General features: G+C 49.9%; 19 protein-coding genes and 1 pseudogene. 18 read left to right on the top strand and 2 right to left on the bottom strand.

Going from position 1 to position 20,799, the window contains the following annotated elements:
* Positions 1–5 precede the first annotated feature (5 nt).
* Positions 6–849 (bottom strand): annotated as a pseudogene (locus tag EOE65_RS08440) (helix-turn-helix domain-containing protein).
* Between the two features lie 473 nt (positions 850–1,322).
* On the opposite strand from EOE65_RS08440, the gene EOE65_RS08435 reads away from it, so the two are divergent.
* From EOE65_RS08435 to EOE65_RS08425, 3 genes are read left to right on the top strand one after another with little or no spacing between them, the layout of a single operon-like run.
* Positions 1,323–2,474 (top strand): efflux RND transporter periplasmic adaptor subunit, encoded by a 1,152-nt coding sequence (locus tag EOE65_RS08435; protein ID WP_127693873.1) that lies wholly within the window; start codon positions 1,323–1,325, stop codon positions 2,472–2,474.
* Positions 2,475–2,491: 17 nt separating this feature from the next.
* Positions 2,492–5,671 carry an efflux RND transporter permease subunit gene (locus tag EOE65_RS08430; RefSeq protein ID WP_127693872.1) on the top strand — a complete coding sequence of 1,060 codons (3,180 nt, stop codon included), beginning with the start codon at positions 2,492–2,494 and terminating at the stop codon, positions 5,669–5,671.
* Positions 5,658–7,073 (top strand): TolC family protein, encoded by a 1,416-nt coding sequence (locus EOE65_RS08425; RefSeq protein ID WP_127693871.1) that lies wholly within the window; start codon positions 5,658–5,660, stop codon positions 7,071–7,073. The genes EOE65_RS08430 and EOE65_RS08425 overlap by 14 nt, the downstream gene beginning before the upstream one ends.
* Before the next feature lie 21 nt (positions 7,074–7,094).
* Here EOE65_RS08425 and EOE65_RS08420 read toward each other — a convergent pair whose 3' ends face one another.
* Positions 7,095–8,066, bottom strand: a complete 972-nt coding sequence (locus EOE65_RS08420; protein WP_127693870.1) for a GlxA family transcriptional regulator — start codon at positions 8,064–8,066, stop codon at positions 7,095–7,097.
* 115 nt (positions 8,067–8,181) lie between these two features.
* On the opposite strand from EOE65_RS08420, the gene EOE65_RS08415 reads away from it, so the two are divergent.
* The 15 genes from EOE65_RS08415 to EOE65_RS08345 all read left to right on the top strand — a co-directional run bounded on the left by EOE65_RS08415 (position 8,182) and on the right by EOE65_RS08345 (position 20,779).
* A complete protein-coding gene (locus EOE65_RS08415) occupies positions 8,182–8,712 on the top strand; it encodes a cysteine hydrolase family protein (protein ID WP_127693869.1) in 531 nt (176 codons plus the stop codon).
* A 143-nt stretch (positions 8,713–8,855) separates the two neighbouring features.
* The gene (locus EOE65_RS18395) at positions 8,856–9,626 is read left to right on the top strand and encodes a metalloregulator ArsR/SmtB family transcription factor (RefSeq protein WP_127693868.1); all 771 of its coding nucleotides are present in this window, start codon (positions 8,856–8,858) and stop codon (positions 9,624–9,626) included.
* A gap of 11 nt (positions 9,627–9,637) precedes the next feature.
* On the top strand, positions 9,638–10,342 hold the full coding sequence (arsH, locus tag EOE65_RS08405; protein WP_127693867.1) for an arsenical resistance protein ArsH: 705 nt from the start codon (positions 9,638–9,640) through the stop codon (positions 10,340–10,342).
* Between the two features lie 12 nt (positions 10,343–10,354).
* The gene (gene arsB, locus EOE65_RS08400) at positions 10,355–11,383 is read left to right on the top strand and encodes an ACR3 family arsenite efflux transporter (RefSeq protein WP_127693866.1); all 1,029 of its coding nucleotides are present in this window, start codon (positions 10,355–10,357) and stop codon (positions 11,381–11,383) included.
* Positions 11,384–11,420: 37 nt separating this feature from the next.
* Positions 11,421–12,422 (top strand): ArsJ-associated glyceraldehyde-3-phosphate dehydrogenase, encoded by a 1,002-nt coding sequence (locus tag EOE65_RS08395; RefSeq protein WP_127693865.1) that lies wholly within the window; start codon positions 11,421–11,423, stop codon positions 12,420–12,422.
* Entirely contained in the window at positions 12,423–13,655 is a 1,233-nt protein-coding gene (gene arsJ / locus EOE65_RS08390) for an organoarsenical effux MFS transporter ArsJ (RefSeq protein ID WP_127693864.1), read from the top strand.
* A 474-nt stretch (positions 13,656–14,129) separates the two neighbouring features.
* Positions 14,130–14,516 (top strand): hypothetical protein, encoded by a 387-nt coding sequence (locus EOE65_RS08385; RefSeq protein WP_127693863.1) that lies wholly within the window; start codon positions 14,130–14,132, stop codon positions 14,514–14,516.
* Positions 14,517–14,717: 201 nt separating this feature from the next.
* Positions 14,718–15,053 carry a hypothetical protein gene (locus EOE65_RS08380; RefSeq protein WP_127693862.1) on the top strand — a complete coding sequence of 112 codons (336 nt, stop codon included), beginning with the start codon at positions 14,718–14,720 and terminating at the stop codon, positions 15,051–15,053.
* A gap of 107 nt (positions 15,054–15,160) precedes the next feature.
* Positions 15,161–15,601 carry a 5' nucleotidase, NT5C type gene (locus EOE65_RS08375; RefSeq protein WP_127693861.1) on the top strand — a complete coding sequence of 147 codons (441 nt, stop codon included), beginning with the start codon at positions 15,161–15,163 and terminating at the stop codon, positions 15,599–15,601.
* A gap of 155 nt (positions 15,602–15,756) precedes the next feature.
* Complete coding sequence (locus tag EOE65_RS08370) at positions 15,757–16,101, top strand: hypothetical protein (RefSeq protein ID WP_127693860.1); 345 nt, start codon at positions 15,757–15,759, stop codon at positions 16,099–16,101.
* A 159-nt stretch (positions 16,102–16,260) separates the two neighbouring features.
* A complete protein-coding gene (locus tag EOE65_RS08365) occupies positions 16,261–16,824 on the top strand; it encodes a sigma-70 family RNA polymerase sigma factor (RefSeq protein ID WP_127693859.1) in 564 nt (187 codons plus the stop codon).
* Between the two features lie 76 nt (positions 16,825–16,900).
* Positions 16,901–18,220 (top strand): permease, encoded by a 1,320-nt coding sequence (locus tag EOE65_RS08360; protein WP_240656950.1) that lies wholly within the window; start codon positions 16,901–16,903, stop codon positions 18,218–18,220.
* Positions 18,221–18,236: 16 nt separating this feature from the next.
* Complete coding sequence (locus EOE65_RS08355) at positions 18,237–18,467, top strand: thioredoxin family protein (RefSeq protein WP_240656949.1); 231 nt, start codon at positions 18,237–18,239, stop codon at positions 18,465–18,467.
* A gap of 411 nt (positions 18,468–18,878) precedes the next feature.
* Positions 18,879–20,417, top strand: a complete 1,539-nt coding sequence (locus tag EOE65_RS08350) for a CHASE2 domain-containing protein (protein ID WP_127693858.1) — start codon at positions 18,879–18,881, stop codon at positions 20,415–20,417.
* A complete protein-coding gene (locus EOE65_RS08345; RefSeq protein ID WP_127693857.1) occupies positions 20,414–20,779 on the top strand; it encodes a hypothetical protein in 366 nt (121 codons plus the stop codon). The genes EOE65_RS08350 and EOE65_RS08345 overlap by 4 nt, the downstream gene beginning before the upstream one ends.
* The last annotated feature ends 20 nt before the right edge of the window (positions 20,780–20,799 follow it).

The raw sequence follows: 20,799 nt of genomic DNA, 5'->3' as shown, positions 1-20,799 counted from the left end.
TCAGATTAGATCTGGCTCAGATTCTTTTCCAGCCCGATCTGCTTACCATCAAGTAATGTTACCATTGGCGTTCTGCCGCAGCACATTTTGCCCTGATGAGTTCGGTCATTGTTATAGTAGTCGTTGATCGCTAGATATAACTGGTAGTTATGCACTTCAGGACGCCCGCAATACTCGGGTCCTCAGTCTGTTAAGATCCTCAGCATGGGCATCTCCTGTTCAGCAAAGAACGGAAGCACTCAATCATTTAGTGTGTCAGCAGCGGTGATGGGCGTCTTCGTCGTGTAAAGCTTGGCAAACGCCACCTTTGAATAGGTACCTACGAGTGTTTGCTGGTAGATCCTGCCAACGCCTTTCAGGTTACCTACGTAGAACGTATCCTGCGACCCGAGATAGCCAGGATGATGTGTTTCGATCTCACCACTAACCTCATCATCAAGTTTCTTAGGTTCGAGAGCGGCTACCTTGTCTTCCAGTGCCTTCAGGCGCTTTTGGAAGTTCTCCTGATCGTTTAACATCCAGACTGAACGAACCCCGCTCGGTGAAACGAATACACCTCGTTTACGAAGTTCATTGCTAACTCTAACTTGGCCATGAGCAGGCTGTTCGATAGCGTATTCACACACGGCAGCTTCAAGCTGAGGATCGACTCGGTTCTTGAGATTGGCTGTAGTCGACTTTGATTAATCAGCGCATCAACACCACCCTGATCAGCCAGTTCCTGATAGCGATAGAGCATATCTCTGGAAACGCCCATCACTGACAGGGTTTTGAAACATTACCCAGCTCTTCAGCCAAGTTCAGAAGACCCGCTTTGTGTTTAATGATCGGCTTGTTAGTATGCAACATGAGGGTTACCTTTTTTCGTTTGATTGGATTCGACACCCATTATCAAACTGGTAACCCCCACCTTATTCAAGAGGAGATATCAGATTAGGTCGTAACTAATTCAAATTGCCTTCGTTTTACGAAGCTATTCTCAAATGCTTTGAATGTACTTTTTCTCAAGTTGATTTTGTCTTAGAAATCGTAGGGCTTCATCGCTTGAACCGAACCCTTTTTTGCGTTTCACCATGGACTCAAATACAGCCTTTTCTGCTCTTATTTATTTCGGCGTAGGGCGCTTACGGCAACTTTTGAATGCCCGTTATGGCCAAGATCTTAATATGTGTTTTTTCTAATATTTTTGGTTAGCTCTGTCTATCGCTTGTTTCAACTTATTGTTGCAACCAATGTAACCACCGCACCCCTACAGGTTGGGGGGCGCTTCTTAGATACTCACGCCACATTTGTTTAATCGACTCTAAGTTGGAGTGAGTTTCATGCATTTGCGCATACTTTCCAGTTTACTACTGGCTGTTGTCCTCGTAGGTTGCACCGCAGAAGCGGAAACACCGGCACAGTCAGCACCACCACCGCAGCCTGTGGATGTGGCAACCGTCATCTATGCCCAGTATAGCCCTGAGCATACCTTTACCACGCGTTTAGTATCGCCACAGCAAGTTGAGTTGCGCCCGCGTGTCTCAGGCGTGATCGACGCGGTTGAGTTTCGCGAGGGCAGCCACGTGAAAAAGGGTGATCTCCTCTTTCGTATTGATCCGCGCCCGTTCGCTGCGGACGTTGCTCGTTTAGAAGCAGATCTTAACCGTGCTCAAGCTGCACTGCGCCAAGCGCGCTCAGAAGCAAAGCGCGCAAAACGTCTGCAGGGGCGTAACGCGATGTCTGCCGAACAAGCGGAGTCGCGTTTATCGGTTGCAGCGCAACGCGCGTCTGAGTTGGCTTCGGTTAAAGCGGCGTTAGATGCCGCTAAGTTGAATCTTGAGTTCACTGAGGTGCGCGCACCCATCGATGGCCAAGTCTCCAACGCATTTATCACCGCAGGTAACAACGTTATTGCCGGCCAGAGTGTATTGACCTCTTTGGTTGCAACGGATCGTTTGTATGCCTATTTCGATATTGATGAGCGGACGTGGAACAGCACCTTCTCTGATGTTTCGATGCAGAGCCAAACACCGGCAGTATTGAGCTTGGTGGGCCGCAATGATCTGGCACACATGGGCCAGATCGACTTTATCGACAACCGTATCAACGAGCAAACGGGCACCTTGCGGGTACGCGCTGTGTTTACAGCGGATGCCGCTAACCTGCGCCCGGGAGCGTTTGCGCGCATCACGCTAGAGGCTTCAGCGTCTCAGCCGACCGTTGTTGTACCTGACCGCGCGATCGGTACTGACCTGAAAAATCGCTTCGTGTTGGTTGTCAATGACAGCAATGTGCTTGAGTACCGCAAAGTCGAACTGGGCGCACGTGAAGGCGCATTGCGTGTTGTGATGTCAGGTCTTGAGCCGGGTGAGCGCATCGCTGTTAACGGTCCTGCACGCGTTGGTCCGGGGATGCCGATCACGCCACGCGATGTTCAGATCGAAACGCAAGATCTCACAATACTCGCTTCTGACATTGAACCGTCTGCGTAAGTAGGGCCGCTATCGTTATGAAATTTAGCCACTTTTTTATCAGCCGGCCGATCTTTGCGGCGATGCTGTCTCTGCTGATTTTGGTAGGGGGAAGCATTTCGCTTTTCCAACTGCCGGTCAGCGAATACCCTGAGGTTGTGCCGCCAACGGTTGTTGTGACCGCGAACTATCCGGGTGCGAATCCAAAAGTTATCGCAGAAACTGTTGCTGCTCCCCTAGAGCAGGAGATGAATGGCATCGAGAACATGCTGTACATGTTCTCGCAAGCCACAACAGATGGCCGGATGACGCTAACCTTGACCTTTAAGCTCGGTACCGATTTAGACCGCGCTCAGGTGCAGGTACAAAACCGCGTTACCAGTGCGTTACCGCGCCTACCACAAGAGGTGCAGCGTCTGGGTGTGGTTGCCGAAAAGTCGTCACCTAACTTAACCATGGTGGTGCATCTCTTCTCGCCTTCAGGTGAGCGCGAGATTAGCTACTTATCCAACTATGCCGATATCTATATCAAAGATCAGCTAGCCCGCTTGCCGGGTGTGGGCGATGTACAGCTATTTGGCGGTGGTAAATATTCAATGCGCCTGTGGCTTGACCCAGACGCCTTGGCTGAACGTGGGCTTGTGCCCGGTGATGTTGTGCGTGCTGTTCGCGAGCAAAACCAGCAAGTTGCTGCGGGTAGTTTAGGTGCGCAGCCCGTCACATTAGAGAGCGAGTTTCAGGTGCTGCTTAACGTAAAAGGGCGCTTGGAAAGTACCGAAGAGTTCGAAAACATTGTGGTTCAAGTGGCGCCTTCTGGTGCTATCACGCGCCTGAAAGATGTGGCGCGTATCGATCTTGGCCAAGATAACTACTCGCTCCGTGCCTTGCTAAACGGTAAAACAGCGGTTGCGATTCCGGTATTCCAACGCCCCGGCGCTAACGCAATCGAGCTATCAGATCAGGTGCGCACCACCATGGATAGCCTAGCGCAAGCGTTCCCAGCGGGCGTTGAATATCGTATCGCATACGATCCGACTGTGTTTGTGCGCGGCTCGATTGATGCCGTGATCGACACATTGCTAGAGGCGATCGTGCTGGTGGTGATTGTTGTGATCTTGTTTCTGCAAACATGGCGCGCATCGATCATTCCGCTTATTGCGGTCCCCGTTTCATTGATCGGCACCTTCGCTGTGATGCAGTGGTTGGGTGTCTCGATCAATACACTGTCGCTGTTTGGGTTAGTGCTAGCGATCGGTATCGTGGTGGATGATGCCATCGTTGTGGTCGAGAACGTTGAGCGTAATATCGGCGAAGGTCTATCTCCGATAGAGGCGACTCGCCAAGCGATGACCGAAGTCACCGGCCCGATTATCGCGATTGCATTGGTGCTGTGCGCTGTGTTTATTCCCACCGCCTTTATCCAAGGTTTGAGTGGCCAGTTCTATAAACAGTTTGCGCTGACGATTACCATCTCGACGCTGATCTCTGCGTTTAACTCGCTCACGCTATCACCTGCGCTATCCGCGTTGCTACTGCGTGGCCACGATGCCAAGCCAGATCTGCTCACGCGCGTGATGAACGCGTTGTTTGGGCGCTGGTTATTTAACCCCTTTAACCGTTTGTTTGAGCGCAGTGGCCGCCTCTATGAGAAGGGCGTCAAGAAGCTGATTCGCTTAGGCGTAGTGGTTGGTATTGTGTATGTGGGTTTGCTCGGCGGTACGATTAAGCTCTTTGATACCGTGCCCGGCGGTTTTATCCCGCTGCAAGATAAACAGTACCTTGTTGCGGTGGCGCAACTACCTGATGCGGCCAGCCTTGATCGCACGGAAGCGGTGGTTCGCCAGATGGAAGCATTGGCGCTGGATACGCCCGGCGTGTTGCAAACTGTCTCGTTTCCGGGCCTATCAGTGAACGGCTTTACGAATAGCTCCAACAGCGGCATCGTCTTTGTAACCTTAGAGGACTTTGACAAACGCACTGATCCTGCGCTCTCTGCGAATGCGATAGCGGGCCAGTTGAATGGCCGCTTTGTTGAGATTGATGAGGCCTTCGTAGCCGTGTTTCCGCCTCCACCGATCTTAGGTTTGGGTACGACAGGTGGCTTTAAACTACAGATCGAAGATCGCGGTAGCTTAGGCTTTGAAGCGCTGTTCGAAAATCTCCAGAAGGTACTGAACGCTGCGCGCCAAGATCCGGCATTGACGGGCTTGTACTCAAGTTTCCGTATTCAGGTGCCGCAGATGGATATCGAGATTGACCGCGAGCAAGCGATGCTGCAGGGGATTCCGCTAGCGCAAGTATTTGAAACGTTGCAGATCTACCTTGGCTCTCTTTATGTCAATGATTTCAACCTGTTTGGTAAAACATATCAGGTGAATGCGCAGGCAGATGCCAACTTCCGGGTCGATCCGGAGCAGATCCTGCGCCTTCAAGTGCGTAACGCCAAAGGGGATATGGTACCGCTGGGTTCGGTGCTCACAGTTGAGCCGGCGATTGGTCCTGATCGGGTGATGCGCTACAACGGCTACCCGAGTGCGGAGCTCAATGGTAACCCAGCGCCGGGTTATAGCTCGGATCAAGCGCAGCAAGCGATTGAGCGCATCCTTAATCAAGAGTTGGACAAAGGCATGGCCTTTGAGTGGACCGAAGTCACCTATCAGCAGATCTTGGCGGGTAACACGATGGTCTATATCTTCCCGCTGGTGGTGTTGCTGGTGTTTATGGTGCTGGCGGCCCAGTACGAGAGCCTGACGTTGCCCTTGGCGATTATTCTGATAGTGCCGATGACTATTCTTTCAGCATTGGCGGGTATCTGGCTCATGGAGGGCGACAACAACATCTTTACACGCATCGCGTTGATCGTGTTGGTGGCTCTGGCGTGTAAGAACGCTATCTTGATGGTCGAGTTTGCGCGCGATAACCGCAATAGCGGCGCAACGCGCTTAGCAGCGATCTTAGAAGCGTGTCGCTTACGTCTGCGGCCTATTCTCATGACATCCATCGCCTTTACCGCAGGTGTGGTGCCATTGGTCCTGGCGAGCGGGGCTGGAGCAGAGATGCGCCAAGCGATGGGTGTGGCCGTCTTCTCCGGCATGATTGGCGTGACCTTGTTTGGCTTGCTGTTTACGCCGGTGTTCTACATGGCAATGACCGCCCTAGAGCACCGCCGAGACCCACAGCTACCGTCAGTGAAGGAGGTAAACCATGAGCAAAACTAAGCTTAGCGCTGTGATAGCAACAGCGCTGCTGGTGGCCGGTTGTGCGACAACTAGCCCGCGCCATGCGATACCGGAAGTGGACTATCCCGCTATCGAGGTGATCTCGGAGCGGCTTGCCAATCAGGCCGAATTGCCCAACACCGGCGCTCATTGGTGGCAAGCGATGGGCGACCCCGCGCTCGATCAGTTGGTCGAGCGTGCACTCGCTGCTAATCATGATTTAAGGGCTGCGGCGCTGCGGGTTGACGCACAGCTAGAGCGCTTGCGCGTTAGTCGTGATCAATATCGTCCCCAGGGCGGTGTAGCTGCACAAGCCTCGTCCTCTCGGCAGCAACCGTTGGGCGGAGGGGATGCGCAACGTACCGAGCAACTGAGCGCAGGCCTAAGTGCCGATTGGCAGCTCGATCTGTTTGGCAGGATCAGCGCTCGCGTGCGTCAGGCACAAGCCAGTACCAACAATGCTCAAGCGGCAAAGGCTCAGGTCTTGGCGGATGTTGTGAGTGGCGTCGCCTCAGCTTATTCCGGTCTTGCTGGTGCTGAGGAGCAGCTCGCGGTGCTAGATCAGCAGCTGAAACTACTCGATGAGAGTGTTGATGTACTGCAGTTTCGTGTTGACGAGGGGCTCGCAACCTCGCTGGAGTTGAGCCGAGCTAAAGCACTGCAGTACGAGTTTCGTGCTCAAAAGCCAGCGCTAGTGCAGCAGCAAAACCGTTACCGCGAGACCCTAGCTGTCCTCACGGGGTCGAGGATTCAAGGCATTGTGACTGGGCAGACCGCAGGGTTGCTCGCATCCGCCAACTCGATGTCGTGGGCGATCGATAAACCTGTTGTCGCGTTGGTTAAAGCCCCCGCTGTGCTGCTGGCAACATCTAACGTTGCTAACGCTTTTGCACTCACCGATGAGGCGCAAGCATCGTTATATCCGCAAGTCAGTATTACCGGTGTACTCGGAGTGCTAAACGGTGGCGGGTTGAGCTTAGGTGATGCGCAAGGCCAGCGCCTTGTGCAGCCGACGTTACGCTGGTCGCTGCTCAATTTTGCAGCACTGAAGGCTAACCTACGCGCGGCTAAACTAGAGGAGCAAGTGGTACTTGAAGCCTACGAGAAGCAGTGGCTAACGGTACTTAATCGCGCAGATACCGCCATCTCCCAGTGGCAAAGCCAACAACAGCGCTTGGCACTATTGGTAAATCGCCAGCGGTTTGCCCAAGAGGCTCATACACAGGCTAAGTCGCGCTACGAGGAGGGGATTATCCCTTACTTGGACTATCTGGATGCACAGCGCGATCTACTCTCGTCCGAGTCTGAGCTGGTGGTAGCCCGCACACAGCTGCTGGCGCGTTACACTGAACTGCGCCGCGCGTTTGCAGGAGACTGGGCCAACACACTCTACGATGCCTAAACGGCTCGGCTCTTCCTGTACCTAATTAGCTTTGCTGCCTATCGCAGCAAAGCTCCTGCGCCATGCTTGCGGGCTCACACCGAAGCGTTTGCGAAACTGCTGGCGTAGTGAAACGGTGGAACCAAAACCGCTTTTCTCGGCGATGGCTTCAATCGGGTAGCTGCTGGTTTCTAGTAATTGTTGAGCGAGCGTGAGGCGTTCGTTGAGCAGCCATTGGCTCACGGAGCTGCCGGTAAGTTGGCGAAAGTGGCGCGTGAAGCTGCGGCGGCTCATGTGAGCGTGTTCGGCAAGCCCGTCGATATCTAACGGGTGGTGCAGGTTGGTGCGTATCCAGTCTAGTTGCTGAGCAAGGTGGTGATCGCGTTCTGCGCTGGGTACTGGGCTTTCAATAAACTGGGCTTGCCCGCCTTGGCGGTGCGGCGGCACTACCAAGCGGCGGGCGATGCGGTTTGCCATCTCGGCGCCCGCCAATTCACGTACGAGATATAAGCAACAATCCATGCCTGCCGCGGTTCCTGCGGATGTAACAATACGCTCCTCTTGAAGATAAAGTACATCGGCGCTGAGCTGAACCTTGGGGAAGCGCTTGGCGAAGTGATCACCGTATTCCCAATGGGTTGTGGCGTGTTTTCCATCCAGCAGGCCAGCTTCTGCGACGACATAAGCGCCAAGGCATAGCCCCACAATCATCGCGCCACGTTGGTGTGCTCGCTTTAACGCATCAAGCAGTGCTGTTGGCGGTGTCTCATCAGGGTTACGCCAGCTCGGAATCACCACAATATCAGCCTGATCTAGCAGCGCGAGCGTTGCTTGTACCTCAATGGCGTAACCGGCACTGGTGTTTAGCTTGGTGCCCTCGGCTGAGCACACGGTCAATGCAAAATGTGGCTGGCCATGGCGGCTTTCGCGAAAAACCACGCCCGGCACAGCAAGGTGAAATGCGCTGATCCCCTCGAAAGCAACCACCGCGATCTGAATTGGTGAATGGGTCATGATGTTTACCGTGTTTTTTTGGCCCAATATAATCGAAATATGTATTTTGGGCCACTCGTTGGTGTGTTGATCGTAGGTGACAATGGCACTTAGTTAACTCACATTGGAGAAGAAAATGCCACATACATCCCAACGCTCTTTGCTAGTTATCGATCTACAAAACGACTATTTCGCAACAGGTAAATTCCCACTGTGGAACACAGAAGAGGTGCTAAAAAATACGCTGGTGGCGATAGAGAAAGCGCAGCAAGCGGGAGATCTTGTTGTGCTGATCCAACATGTGGCCGATGCCAGCCGCGGTATAGCGCCGTTCTTTAACGAGGGTACAACCGGTGTGGAGATCCACCCACAGGTACTCGCTGCAGCGCCAGATGCTCCGGTGGTGGTTAAGAGCCACGCGGACAGCTTTGTTGATACCTCTCTTGCCGCCGTCTTGGCATCGCACAACATCGAAAAGTTGCTGGTCTGCGGCATGATGACGCAGAACTGTGTGGCGCATACAGCGCTCTCGCCCGATGCAAGTGGCTACGATCTGCAGGTGCTGGCAGAGGCGACTTCTACGGTTGATGTGATGATCCATAACATCGCACTTAACGCGATCTCAACGCGACGTCCGCTTGTCACACTGGATACAGCGTTCGCCTAATGACTGTTAATGCCGATATATCACCCGTGCTAACTGCTTGGGTGATATATCGTAAATTAAATATATCAATGAAAGAGTATATGGATAATTGCATATGTTGTTTTAGGTATGTATAGTGCACCCAAATATTAAGAGGGTGTCGCGTGAAAAAAGTCCTATTTCTTTGTACCGCTAACTCCGCACGGTCCCAAATGGCGGAGGTGTTGCTGCGCCAGTTAGCGGGCGATCAGTTTGAGGTGTTTAGTGCTGGCACCGAGCCATCTGAGGTAGACCCACGCACGATAGAGGCGATCGAACACTTTGGTTTATCCGCCGAGGGATTAGTGGCTAAGTCGGTACAGAGCTTGGGCGATCAGCCGTTCGATTACATCATCACCTTGTGCGATAAAGCACATCGAGAGTGCCGAGCTTGGCCCCATGGCGGCGTTGTGCTGGCGTGGGACTTCCCAGACCCGAAAGCCAGCCGAGATCCAAAAGCCTTTACCCGCACCTTGCAGGAGTTAAGTGAGCGCCTGCGCTTGTTTGTGTTGGTGAACAGCAAGAACGTGGATTCACAAGTCAAAGCGCTGGATGCCGTTACCTTCTTCAAATCTATCGCCGATGAGACACGCCTACTAAGCCTGCTGCTGATTGAACAAGAGGGTGAGCTGTGCGTTTGTGAGTTGATGGAGGCGTTGGAACTATCTCAGCCTAAAATTTCGCGCCATCTGGCTCAGTTACGCAAAAACGGTTTGTTGCTTGATCGCCGCCAGGGCCAATGGGTTTTCTACCGTTTACACCCGCTGTTGAATGATTGGATGTTGAACATTCTGCGTGAAACACGCCTGCACAGCAGCACTTTGCTAGACGCCCCTCAAGACCGTCTGCAACAGATGAGTGCGCGACCTAGCGCATCGAATACCGCCTGCCAGTGAGTTTTTAAAACATGAAAGACCTACCCAATATTGATCCGCAACAATGGCGTTCACCCCAGCTTACTAAGCTTGCCGCCGAGGGCGAAACTGCGCCCAAAATCTTGCTGCTATATGGCTCTTTACGTGAACGCTCCTTTAGCCGCCTAGCAGCGGAAGAGGCGGCGCGTATTCTGGAGGCGTTAGGTGCTGAGGTGCGCTTTTTCCATCCGCACAAGCTGCCTCAGCCCGATGCTGTCGAAGATAACCACCCTGTTGTGCAGGAGCTACGTGATCTGGTGCTGTGGTGCGACGGTATGGTGTGGTCATCGCCTGAGCGCCATGGTGCGATGACCTCCACCATGAAGGCGCAGATCGACTGGATTCCACTGAGCTTAGGCGCAGTAAGACCCACGCAGGGCAAAACATTAGCACTGATGCAGGTGTGCGGCGGCTCGCAGAGCTTTAATACCGTTAACCAGATGCGTGTGCTAGGACGCTGGATGCGCATGATCACCATACCGAACCAGTCGTCGGTGCCAAAAGCCTATATGGAGTTTGATGAAGAGGGGCGCATGCTGCCATCGGCTTACTACAACCGCATCGTTGATGTGATGGAGGAGTTGGTGAAGTTTACGCTACTGACCCGCAGCCGCGGCGAGTATCTCACCGACCGTTACTCTGAACGGGTTGAAACGGCAGAGCAGTTATCAGCGCGGGTTAACCAGCGCGCTATCTAAAGGAGAGAGTTAATGGGCTTGTTTGAGCGTTATTTAAGCCTCTGGGTTGCGCTATGTATTGTTGCAGGTGTAGTGCTGGGTAATCTGGCACCTGCGCTTTTTGTTGCCGTCGCGCAGCTGGAGTTTGCGCATGTGAACTTGGTGGTGGCGCTGTTTATCTGGGTGATGATCTACCCGATGATGGTGCAGATCGACTTTTCGGCGATCAAAGATGTCGGCAAAAAGCCGAAAGGGTTGTTGCTAACACTGGTGATCAACTGGCTAATTAAGCCTTTCACGATGGCGCTGCTAGGTTGGTTCTTTTTCCGCGTACTTATGGCTGATTGGGTGGATCCACAGAGCGCGACAGAATATATCGCCGGTATGATTTTGTTGGGTGTCGCCCCTTGCACCGCGATGGTGTTTGTTTGGAGCCAGCTCACCAAAGGCGATCCAAACTACACCTTAGTGCAGGTTTCAGTAAACGACCTGATCATGATCTTTGCGTTTGCACCGATTGCTGCATTTTTGTTGGGTGTGAGTGATATCGAAGTGCCATGGGAAACGCTGCTGCTGTCCGTGGTGTTATATGTGGTGCTGCCGCTTTTAGCGGGTGCGTGGACACGCCGCCAGCTCGAGAAACAGGGTGATACCGAGCGTCTCAACCGTTTTTTACAGACGCTTAAACCTTGGTCGGTACTTGGCTTGCTCGCCACCGTTGTACTGCTATTTGGTTTTCAGGCTAAAACGATTATCAGCCAGCCCGAAACCATCGGTCTTATTGCGATACCGCTGCTGGTACAAACATACGGTATTTTTGTTATCGCTTATGCTGCGGCTTATTGGTTGCGGTTGCCACATAATGTGGCAGCACCGGCCTGTATGATTGGCACCTCTAACTTTTTTGAGCTAGCGGTAGCCGTTGCGATCTCGTTATTTGGTTTACACTCGGGGGCTGCGCTGGCCACCGTGGTTGGGGTGTTGGTGGAGGTACCGGTGATGTTATCGCTGGTGGCCATCGCAAACCGTACAGCACATTGGTTTGATCGAGCTGAGGCGTGATCGACCAAACATTGATAATAGATGTGGGATAAAAAAGATGAGCTTAAAGATCGGTATTAATGGGTTTGGCCGCATGGGGCGGTTAACGTTCCGCGCTATTTGGGGTAAAGGCGATGTTGAGATCGTCCATATCAATGATCCGGCGGGCGATGCGCCAACCCTTGCACACCTATTGAACTTTGATTCGGTACATGGCCGTTGGGAACAAGACGCACAGGCCAGTGATAACACCATTACGATCAACGAGCAGGTGATCACCACAAGCCAGAATAAACAGATTGATGAAACAGACTGGTCTGGCTGCGATCTGGTGATTGAAGCCTCTGGCAAGATGAAAACCAAGGCGCTACTGCAAGCATACCTAGCGCAGGGCGTTAAGCACGTTGTGGTGACTGCACCCGTCAAAGAAGAGGGTGTACTCAATATTGTGATGGGTGTGAATGATCATCTTTATAACCCAGATGAACACCGCATTGTGACGGCAGCCTCCTGCACCACCAACTGCCTAGCGCCAGTGGTAAAAGTGTTGCACGAAAAGCTCGGTATCGAGCATGGCTCGATCACTACCATCCACGATATTACCAACACCCAAACAATCCTGGATGCACCACACAAAGACCTGCGCCGTGCCCGCGCGTGCGGAATGAGCTTGATTCCTACTACAACCGGTTCAGCAACCGCTATCACTCATATCTTCCCCGAGCTAAAAGGTAAGCTGAATGGCCATGCGATTCGCGTGCCGTTGGCGAATGCTTCCATCACTGACTGCGTATTTGAAGTGGCCCGTGACACGACCGCCGAAGAGGTAAACGGCTTTTTGCAGGCAGCGGCTGAGAACGAACTAAAAGATATTCTCGGTTATGAAGAGCGCCCGTTAGTATCCATTGATTACAAGACAGACCCGCGCTCCAGCATTATTGATGCGCTATCAACCATGGTGATTAATGGCACGCAAGTGAAGATCTGCGCGTGGTATGACAACGAATGGGGTTATGCGAACCGCACCGCTGAACTGGCGTTAAAGGTAGGGCACAGCTAAATGCTAAGCCAGCTCACCCCCGCTATTCGCCAGTACCTAGTTGTTACCGGTAACTACTGGGCATTTACGCTCACGGATGGTGCGTTACGGATGCTGGTGGTGTTGCACTTTCATAGCCTTGGCTATGCGCCGCTCGATATTGCGCTGTTATTTCTCTTTTACGAGATTTTCGGGGTTGTCACCAATCTGGTCGGGGGCTGGTTAGGCGCGCGTTGGGGCCTTAACCGCACCATGAACATCGGATTGGTGATGCAGGTGGTGGCATTAAGCATGTTATTGGTGCCCGCCGCATGGCTCACCGTACCGTGGGTGATGGCTGCCCAAGCGCTTTCTGGCATCGCTAAAGATCTAAACAAAATGAGTGCCAAAAGCTCGATCAAGCTATTGGTGCCCAGTGATGCACAGGGCCAGCTCTATAAATGGGTCGCTATTTTGACAGGTTCAAAAAACGCACTCAAAGGGGTGGGCTTCTTCTTGGGTGGCGTGCTGCTCAGTTGGCTAGGCTTTGCGGGTGCTGTTGCCGCTATGGCCATCGCGCTAGCCGCGGTGTGGCTAATGAGCTTAGTCTTGCTAAAAGACGATTTAGGCCGAGCCAAAAGCAAACCGAAGTTCCGCGATATCTTCTCGAAAAGCGAAGCGATCAACGTACTCTCTGCGGCGCGTATGTTTTTGTTTGGTGCCCGTGATGTCTGGTTTGTGGTAGCACTGCCGGTGTTTTTATCACAAACATTAGGCTGGAATCACAGCGAGACCGGCGCGTTTATGGCGCTGTGGGTTATTGGCTACGGCGTGGTGCAGGGTGTCGCGCCAAAAATTACGCGTGGCCATGGTAACCAAACACCGGATGGTGCCAGCGCGCTGGCATGGGTAAGCCTACTCACACTCATCCCCGGCGCAATCGCTGCAGCGCTCTGGCTAGGCATACCCGCCAGCTGGGTGGTGGTATGCGGCCTGATGCTGTTTGGTGCTGTATTCGCAATTAACTCATCGCTGCATAGCTATCTTATCGTGCAATACGCAGGGCGAGATGGTGTATCGCTGGATGTTGGTTTTTATTACATGTCGAACGCGATGGGACGACTATTGGGCACACTGCTCTCTGGTGCACTTTTCCAGTATGCAGGGCAGGGGAGCAGCGGGTTGCAAGCCTGTTTGTGGGTATCGATGCTGTTTTTGCTCGCAGCAGCGGTTGCTTCTATCAAGCTTCCCCGTCACCTTCAAGAGGCTGCTTAAGTAGCCTCTTATTTCACGCAGTAAAACCCCATTGCCTGCTTTGGATCATCCAGCGGCTAATTCACCGCACACTCAGCTATTGATCCACTTTACGTAAACCGCTAATGTTTGTAACCAGTCATGGTAAGCACGCAGGACGCGTAACAACGCTTAAGGTATGGAAACCGGGCCAACTAAACGCCTCTCTCTATTAATAGATAGTACCTTTATCTTCTTTCCTTTTTAAGCAATAGCGTATCGGCTTGCTTGTCACTCTGTTTTTCTGGGTGTTCTGGGCTGTTTTTACTCAATTTGATAGCTAAATGGGGCTTTAAAGATAAGGCGAAATTCGGTCTTTAGGATAAAAAGCATTAAATTAAAGCTATCGAAAGGAGTTTTGCAAGAAGTAAGTGGCCGGTTTTGAATGCTGTATTTCAAGGTTTTTTGTTTGCTCTTATGCAGAGTAGATCTATGCCAGAGAAATAGGAACTTGTTTTGAAGAAAGTCGAATGCGAATGTAATGAATCAACAAAAGTAAATGTATGCTACACGTGTGCATCATGTGAAAAACCGATAAGGGGTTGGCAGTTAAAGAGAAAGCTCAAATACTTTGGACTTGTGGGAGTTATTGGTTACGGTCTCGGTCAGGCCATGGAGGCTGTAGTATTTGATGCTCGATATCCGATGGAAGTGGAGTTTTCACTTATCGATGTATGCATCAATGGTTCAGGTAGTTCGTTAAGTGCAAGCCAGTATAAAAGAAAGCAAAGTCTATGCTTGTGTGCCGTTGAGGGTGCTATTGGAGATGTTAGCTACTCTGAATTTGAATCATCCAAATATCTTTTTGAGCAAAGTTTGCGGCGTAACCTTGAAGAGTGCTAGGCAGTAATACCTAGCACTTTCGTTTTTATTTTGAGCGAGGAGGGTTGTTTCCTCGGCCCCCGCCTGAGGGCTTGCCTGTTGTGCTTGGGCCATTTGGTGGAGTATTTTTAGCCATAACTCTTTCCTTTGAAAATTTAAGATTGATGTCTCAACTAGACAAGGAAAGTCTACAATAGAGCACGGGGACATTTGGGGACAAAAATGAATACGAGCGAAGTTCAGAATCAAATTAAGTCAATACTTACGACATTAGGTTGGTCCCAAAAACGGCTAGCTCGTGAACTTTATATGGAAGAGCACGATTATGACGATGAGGATGAGATCAAAAAGTATGAAGAAAAATTAAAAAAGTCGCTTACTCGGAAAACGACTAAAGTGGAACTTCTTCTTGGTTACTTGAGCTTTTTGAATAATCATTCCGAGTTTAGTGAGAAAAAATTCGTGTTAAATCGGTTGTTTCCATTGGCATGCCTTAATGATGAAAAATTGAATGAAATGAAAGAGTTTTCCAAAGTGGTTGATAAGAGAATAACTTGAATTCTAATTAATGAAATACGGTCAAAAGATGTATGTTTATCTAATGCTTTTTGGTAATTATTACCTTGGCTAGAGAGGTATAAGTCAAATGAAAAAGGAAGCAGTGAATGATTGTATATATCGATATGGATGATGTGCTTTGTAACTTCACCGAAGCGTTCAATCAAGCTTTAGCGTTAAATCCAGCTATTAGGTTTCCTCAATCTCAATATAGATTTTTTACGGCGCTTGCACCAAAAGAGGGTGCGATTGAAGCGGTGAGTGCTTTGCTCGCGTCAGATCGTTATGACCCATACATACTGACTGCACCATCGGTTAAAAATCCGCTTTGCTACACAGAAAAGCGCGTATGGGTGGGCGATCATTTGGGAATGGAGATGGTGGAGCGGCTGATTATCTGCCGCAATAAGAGCCTGCTTAAGGGCGATTACCTTATCGACGATAATGTCACGGGCCGCCGCCAAGAGGCGTTCGAGGGGCAGTTGCTGCACTTTGGCTCAGCTGAGTACCCAGATTGGCGAGCGGTACGGGATTACTTAAGCGTATAAGAGGCGAACGGTTTTTACCTGCCGGTCAGTAGAAAAGTTACTAAGTGCTCGTGCTAGAGAACACCGCTCCGCTTACAAAGAGAGTGTTTCTTTGGGTAGCGCGGCTTTAACTGTTCAACTGCTTTGCCGGTTGCCGCTAAAAAGGACTAATTAGAATGGGTAGCCTATTTGCTTGTCACCCGAACTGTAGCTTGCAGAGCTTAGCGCTAGTAGATTGGTTAGCCGTTGTAGCGTTATGCTTTGCGATAATCTTTGTGTTCACCGTTTGGCGCCAGTGGGCCTTCAGTCATAGTCAGTATCCCGCTGCATCGATCCGTTGGCATATCCCTCGCTTTATCTATATTGCAGTGGTTTTAGCACTGCTGACTATCCCCGCTGTGTGGTGGTTGTTTGGCTACACGGGGGTAAAGTTATTCGGGCAATTTGGCTTTCCGGTGTTGGCCATCGTTGGCTACATTCTGTGGCTATTGAGCAGTGAAGAGCACGATAAGAACCACTGACTTTCATTTGTATTGAAACAGCTGCGGTGTAAGCACTACCAACAGTACTTTGAGTGGCGTTTAATTGACTTAAGGCAGGCGAGTTCAATCGGTGCTATAACCCTATCGCAACTGTGCTTTAAAAGTTTTTAGTTTGGCTGATACGTTTATAATAGTGATATGCGTAAGACATTTCCCTTTCAAAATCCTGATCTTGATGCCAGTAAGGCGTTCACGCTCTGGAGCCAGCACGAGGCAGAGTTACGCGCTTTCTTACAGCGCCAGCTTCCCCAAGCGGATGACCTTGATGACGTAATGCAGGAATTGTTCATCAAGTTGTTGCGCCATGCCGAGCAGCTCGTGCAGGTTCAGCAGCCCCGCGCTTGGCTATTCCGGGTCGCTCGTAATGCGTTAACAGATCGTTACAGAACACATAAATCACATGACCCTCTGTCGGACGAAATCCAGAGTCCCTCTCTCACAAAGGACCCGGTCGCTAACTTAGAAGCGTGTCTTGTACGTAATTTACAAGAACTCCCCGAGGCTGAGCGAACTATCATCGAAGCCTGCGATGTTTACGGAATGCGGCAGGCGGATTTTGCATCTCGTTATGGGTTAACTTTGGTTGCCACTAAAGCTCGATTACGACGTGCGCGCCAGCACTTGCGTAAGTCCATCCAGCAAAACTGCCAAGTTCGTTATGATGAGAGTGGCCGAGTGTGTTGCCACGTTCCTCGAAATTAATTTGTAATAGTTAGTATCCTTTTTGTGGCTCCTTCGTCTCCTTAGGGGAGAGTGTTTTTAACAAAGGAGTCATCAGGTGTACCACGCGCTAATTGAGCAGTATCAGCGTACGCGGCATGAAGTTAACGTAATGTTCTTTATGCTACTTGCGTTTCTTGCCATCTATTTTCTACCTATCGGACAGGCGCGCTTCGATAACGCCGTTCTTGAGGCGATTCAGTTAACTCACTGGTATGCAAGAGAGCATGTGGTGCTCTGTTTGCTACCAGCCTTTGTGATCGCAGGCGCTATGGCGGCATTCATGAGCCAAGGGGCGGTTATGCGATACCTTGGGCCTGCATCCCCGAAACCGGTTGCGTTGGGAGTGGCATCCATGTCTGGAATGCTGCTCGCGGTATGCTCCTGTACTGTATTGCCGTTGTTTGGGGGTATCTATAAGCGTGGCGCAGGGTTAGGGGCAGCCATCGCATTTTTATATGCAGGCCCCGCTATCAATGTAATGGCGGTAGTGGTCACGGCAAAAATTCTAGGTGTCGAGATGGGCATTGCGCGGGCGTTAGGTGCTGTGCTCTTTGCGCTGTTAATCGGTGCTTTGATGCATCTTATCTACCGCAGCGAAGAGGCACTGCGTGCGCAAGGGTCAACACGTGGTTTTGGTGGTGGGCAAGGCGAGAAACCGACCAGTGTTATTGCTGCGCTGTTCGCTCTGCTTGTCGGTGTGTTGGTGTTTGCTAATTGGCCAGCAGCACAAACGGGTATTTGGCTAGCTATCTACGAAATTAAGTGGGGGATCACCGCGTGTCTCGGTTTGATGTTAGCTGGCTTGTTAGTTTGGCAGTGGGGTTGGTCTATTAAAGCGTTGGCTTGGTTGATCGGTGCGATTGCAGCCGCGGCGGCTTTTTTTCCGCATACACCTGAGCTACCGGTTTTTCTTGCAGTGTCTGGCTTGTTGTTGATCGCGTCTCAGCGAGATTCCGACAAGCTCTGGGCCAGCGAGAGCTGGGGGTTTGCTAAGCAGATCTTGCCGTTGTTGCTGGGCGGCGTGTTTATCGCTGGATTTGCATTAGGCCGCCCCGAAAGCGAGGGCATTATTCCGGCAAGCTGGGTAGCGGCAGCCGTGGGTGATAATGGCTTGGCGTCTACGGTTGTTGCGGCATTGCTGGGTGCGCTGATGTACTTCTCTACCTTAACTGAAGTCCCGATTGTTGAGGCGCTGCTTGGTGCTGGTATGGGCAAAGGCCCGGCGCTGGCGTTACTGCTGGCAGGTCCTGCGTTATCACTCCCGAACATGTTGGTGATCCGCACCATTTTAGGTACGAAGAAAACCCTGATTTACTGCGCTTTGGTGGTTGTTATGGCAACGGCTGCTGGGCTGATCTATGGCAATTTTTGGTAATGATCTAAGGAGATAAATGATGAAATTCACCGTCTATGGCAGTGGTTGTGCAAAGTGCGAGCAGCTATGTGAGAACACCCAGAACGCTGCACAGATGAAAGGCGTTGAGTGTGTGATTGAAAAAATCACTGAAATGAGTGCCATTATCGATGCGGGTATTTTAAGGACACCCGCGTTAGCGATTGACGACGAGATCGTTCTGGAGGGGCATGTTGCTAACAGCGAAGAGATTGCTGCTTTGATTTAGGTGCTTTGTCTACAAAGGCTGCTCTAAGTTGCGGTAGCCTTTGTCGTATGCGGGCTTGAAAGCTATGTGCATAAGAGTTGCATGATCACATATAGTGTAAGGGCTGGAACCAGTTCGAAATAATTTTCCTTATAAACAATAGCTTGGGATTATCTATTTAATCTACATATGAAACTCAATATTAGTTTTATATTTTGGTTAATAATATTATTTGCTCTTTCTCAAATATTACAAAATCGAATTATCTTTTAGACTAAAGTCCTGTTAGATCTAACCTCTCTACTCAGCTAAAAATCGTCTTGTGAGTATTAAGACAAAGGCTAGGTTTCAAAACTCATCTGGCTTTGATATGGTGCTTATGGTTGCCATGTTGTGTTTTTAAAATGCTACAGAAAGGGCTTTTTTAGGGCGATGAAGAGTAAGGGAAACTCGCTGCTTTGGTTTAAATCAAAGCAGTTAAATAATAAAGTTTTTCGTTTCTTAGCTAAGGTCTCACTTATCAGTGTGCTTAGCTTTTCTGTACTTAATTTATCTCCTTTCGGGTTGAGTGATGTTATTGATCGTTACTCACAGGACCTCTTCACAACTTGGGTAGCAGAGTTTAATTACCCAAAAATTACGTCATCAGATACCAGTCAGTTTGCACGTGACCATTACTCGGTAGTTCTGATCACTGAGAACTCTCTCAAGTGGTTCGCCGAGGGGTGGCCACTGTCTCCTGACAGTTATGCGCGTGTTCTTATGAACTTATGGGCTATGAAACCGCGAGCTATTTTCATCGATATTCACTGGATTAGCATGATGAAAAAAGGTGAAATAGCGTACGATCCATCCTCTTCTCTTTGTTCTGATCAAGATACCCCTCAGAATACAACGGCTACCACAAAGCTATCGCTTGTACTCGCAAAGCTAAAAGAGAGTGGTATCCAGCTTTTTACAAGTGTCGATAACCGTGATCAATGGTGCCGCTTACCAAGCAACATCCGTGATTATTTAACACCCGTTTCAGTCGGAGTGGACTTAGATCCCGGTGACTTCATCGCACGCTCATATCCTTTGTTCGAAAAATCAAAAAAAATAAACGACTCATCGAGGTTAAAGTCTGCTGCGCTTGCACTTTGTGAAGTGTGGAAAAAGCACTCCGTTCAACAGGAACAGTGTTTAAAGCCAAGCATTAAACAGATCGATTTAGTATGGGGTGTTCAGGATAATCCAGATAACTACTGGATGTCTCCGGAAAAGCCGTTAGGTAGCTTAGATTTTATTGCCCAAGGGTTACTCGATGTCCGCTACAAAAGACCATACGCGACTACAGTTTTTATCGAAGATATTTTAAACCCTTTACCAGAAGTTCAGGATGAGAAAATTCGGATAGGAAGTAGTAAAGAGAGTAAACAGCATAATTATGCTGAAATCGAACGGCTAACCCAGAAAATAAAGGATAGGATTATCTTCTTAGGTGCGAAAATTGATGGCGTAGATGATTTTGTATTTACATCAAACCGACAGGTTAGGCCAGGTGTTTACTATCACGCTATGGCGTTCGATAACCTAGTTTCTTTTGGTGATAGCGTAAAATCACGCACAAGATCTGATCAGGGCGATTTGCTTCAATACGCAATTATTTTTTTACTCTCTGCAACGGCTGCTGGCGCTGCGATGCTACCAAGAGAGCGTTTAGGAAAGGCAGTTTTAGTTAGAAGCCGAGGATCATTGCCCAAGCGATTTATAGGGCTCTTTGTTTATGTGGTATTGAAATATATATATTTGCCCTTTTCGCTGATCTTTGTTTTTGTCGCGATTTATATAAATTCTGAAGTGCTTAACTTGCCGCCATCATTTTGGGTTGGATATTTTGGCTTAATCATGCTTGGTGTTTTTTTTGGGAGTATGGATGTATTTCCAATATTTAATAAATACAAAAATTACCTGCTGAAGGGGGTGGTATGAGGTTTTTAAGTATAGTTGTATTGCTTTTTTCTTCTTTTCTTAACGTGTCTTACGCGGAATCTAAAAAGCTGGAAATAGGTGAGTTTTATGGTCATGAAGTTGCGCTGACAGATTTTAAAACATCCGAGGTGAAGTTTATTGATGTTTCGGATTGGCAAGTTCCCATAGCTGTTCAGCACGACTATAACGATGGTAGGTACCGATTTGAATATAAAGATAATACCTATATTGTTGACGGTATTTTTGTAAAGGTTAATAAAAATTATGACCTCGATAGAGGCGTCTGTGAGACAGATATTAAGTATTCTATGTCGGGTAGTTCCCGTGGAGCTGGTAGCAATAACTGCAAAAAGGTGAATTAAGATATGTATAAGTTAGCTTA

It is taken from the genome of Neptunomonas marina, from assembly GCF_004005935.1.
Lineage (GTDB): Bacteria > Pseudomonadota > Gammaproteobacteria > Pseudomonadales > Balneatricaceae > Neptunomonas > Neptunomonas marina.
This window is presented reverse-complemented; position numbering and strand designations above follow the sequence as displayed.

Bases quoted from the DNA above. Each gene is read 5' to 3' on its own strand.
- EOE65_RS08380 (WP_127693862.1), top strand. From the start codon at position 14,718: ATGAATACGAGCGAAGTTCAGAATCAAATTAAGTCAATACTTACGACA.
- EOE65_RS08430 (WP_127693872.1), top strand. From the start codon at position 2,492: ATGAAATTTAGCCACTTTTTTATCAGCCGGCCGATCTTTGCGGCGATG.
- arsH (WP_127693867.1), top strand. From the start codon at position 9,638: ATGAAAGACCTACCCAATATTGATCCGCAACAATGGCGTTCACCCCAG.
- EOE65_RS08355 (WP_240656949.1), top strand. From the start codon at position 18,237: ATGATGAAATTCACCGTCTATGGCAGTGGTTGTGCAAAGTGCGAGCAG.
- EOE65_RS08435 (WP_127693873.1), top strand. From the start codon at position 1,323: ATGCATTTGCGCATACTTTCCAGTTTACTACTGGCTGTTGTCCTCGTA.
- EOE65_RS08375 (WP_127693861.1), top strand. From the start codon at position 15,161: ATGATTGTATATATCGATATGGATGATGTGCTTTGTAACTTCACCGAA.
- EOE65_RS08415 (WP_127693869.1), top strand. From the start codon at position 8,182: ATGCCACATACATCCCAACGCTCTTTGCTAGTTATCGATCTACAAAAC.
- EOE65_RS08420 (WP_127693870.1), bottom strand. From the start codon at position 8,066: ATGACCCATTCACCAATTCAGATCGCGGTGGTTGCTTTCGAGGGGATC.
- EOE65_RS08345 (WP_127693857.1), top strand. From the start codon at position 20,414: ATGAGGTTTTTAAGTATAGTTGTATTGCTTTTTTCTTCTTTTCTTAAC.
- arsJ (WP_127693864.1), top strand. From the start codon at position 12,423: ATGCTAAGCCAGCTCACCCCCGCTATTCGCCAGTACCTAGTTGTTACC.
- arsB (WP_127693866.1), top strand. From the start codon at position 10,355: ATGGGCTTGTTTGAGCGTTATTTAAGCCTCTGGGTTGCGCTATGTATT.
- EOE65_RS08370 (WP_127693860.1), top strand. From the start codon at position 15,757: ATGGGTAGCCTATTTGCTTGTCACCCGAACTGTAGCTTGCAGAGCTTA.
- EOE65_RS08350 (WP_127693858.1), top strand. From the start codon at position 18,879: ATGAAGAGTAAGGGAAACTCGCTGCTTTGGTTTAAATCAAAGCAGTTA.
- EOE65_RS08395 (WP_127693865.1), top strand. From the start codon at position 11,421: ATGAGCTTAAAGATCGGTATTAATGGGTTTGGCCGCATGGGGCGGTTA.
- EOE65_RS08425 (WP_127693871.1), top strand. From the start codon at position 5,658: ATGAGCAAAACTAAGCTTAGCGCTGTGATAGCAACAGCGCTGCTGGTG.
- EOE65_RS08365 (WP_127693859.1), top strand. From the start codon at position 16,261: ATGCGTAAGACATTTCCCTTTCAAAATCCTGATCTTGATGCCAGTAAG.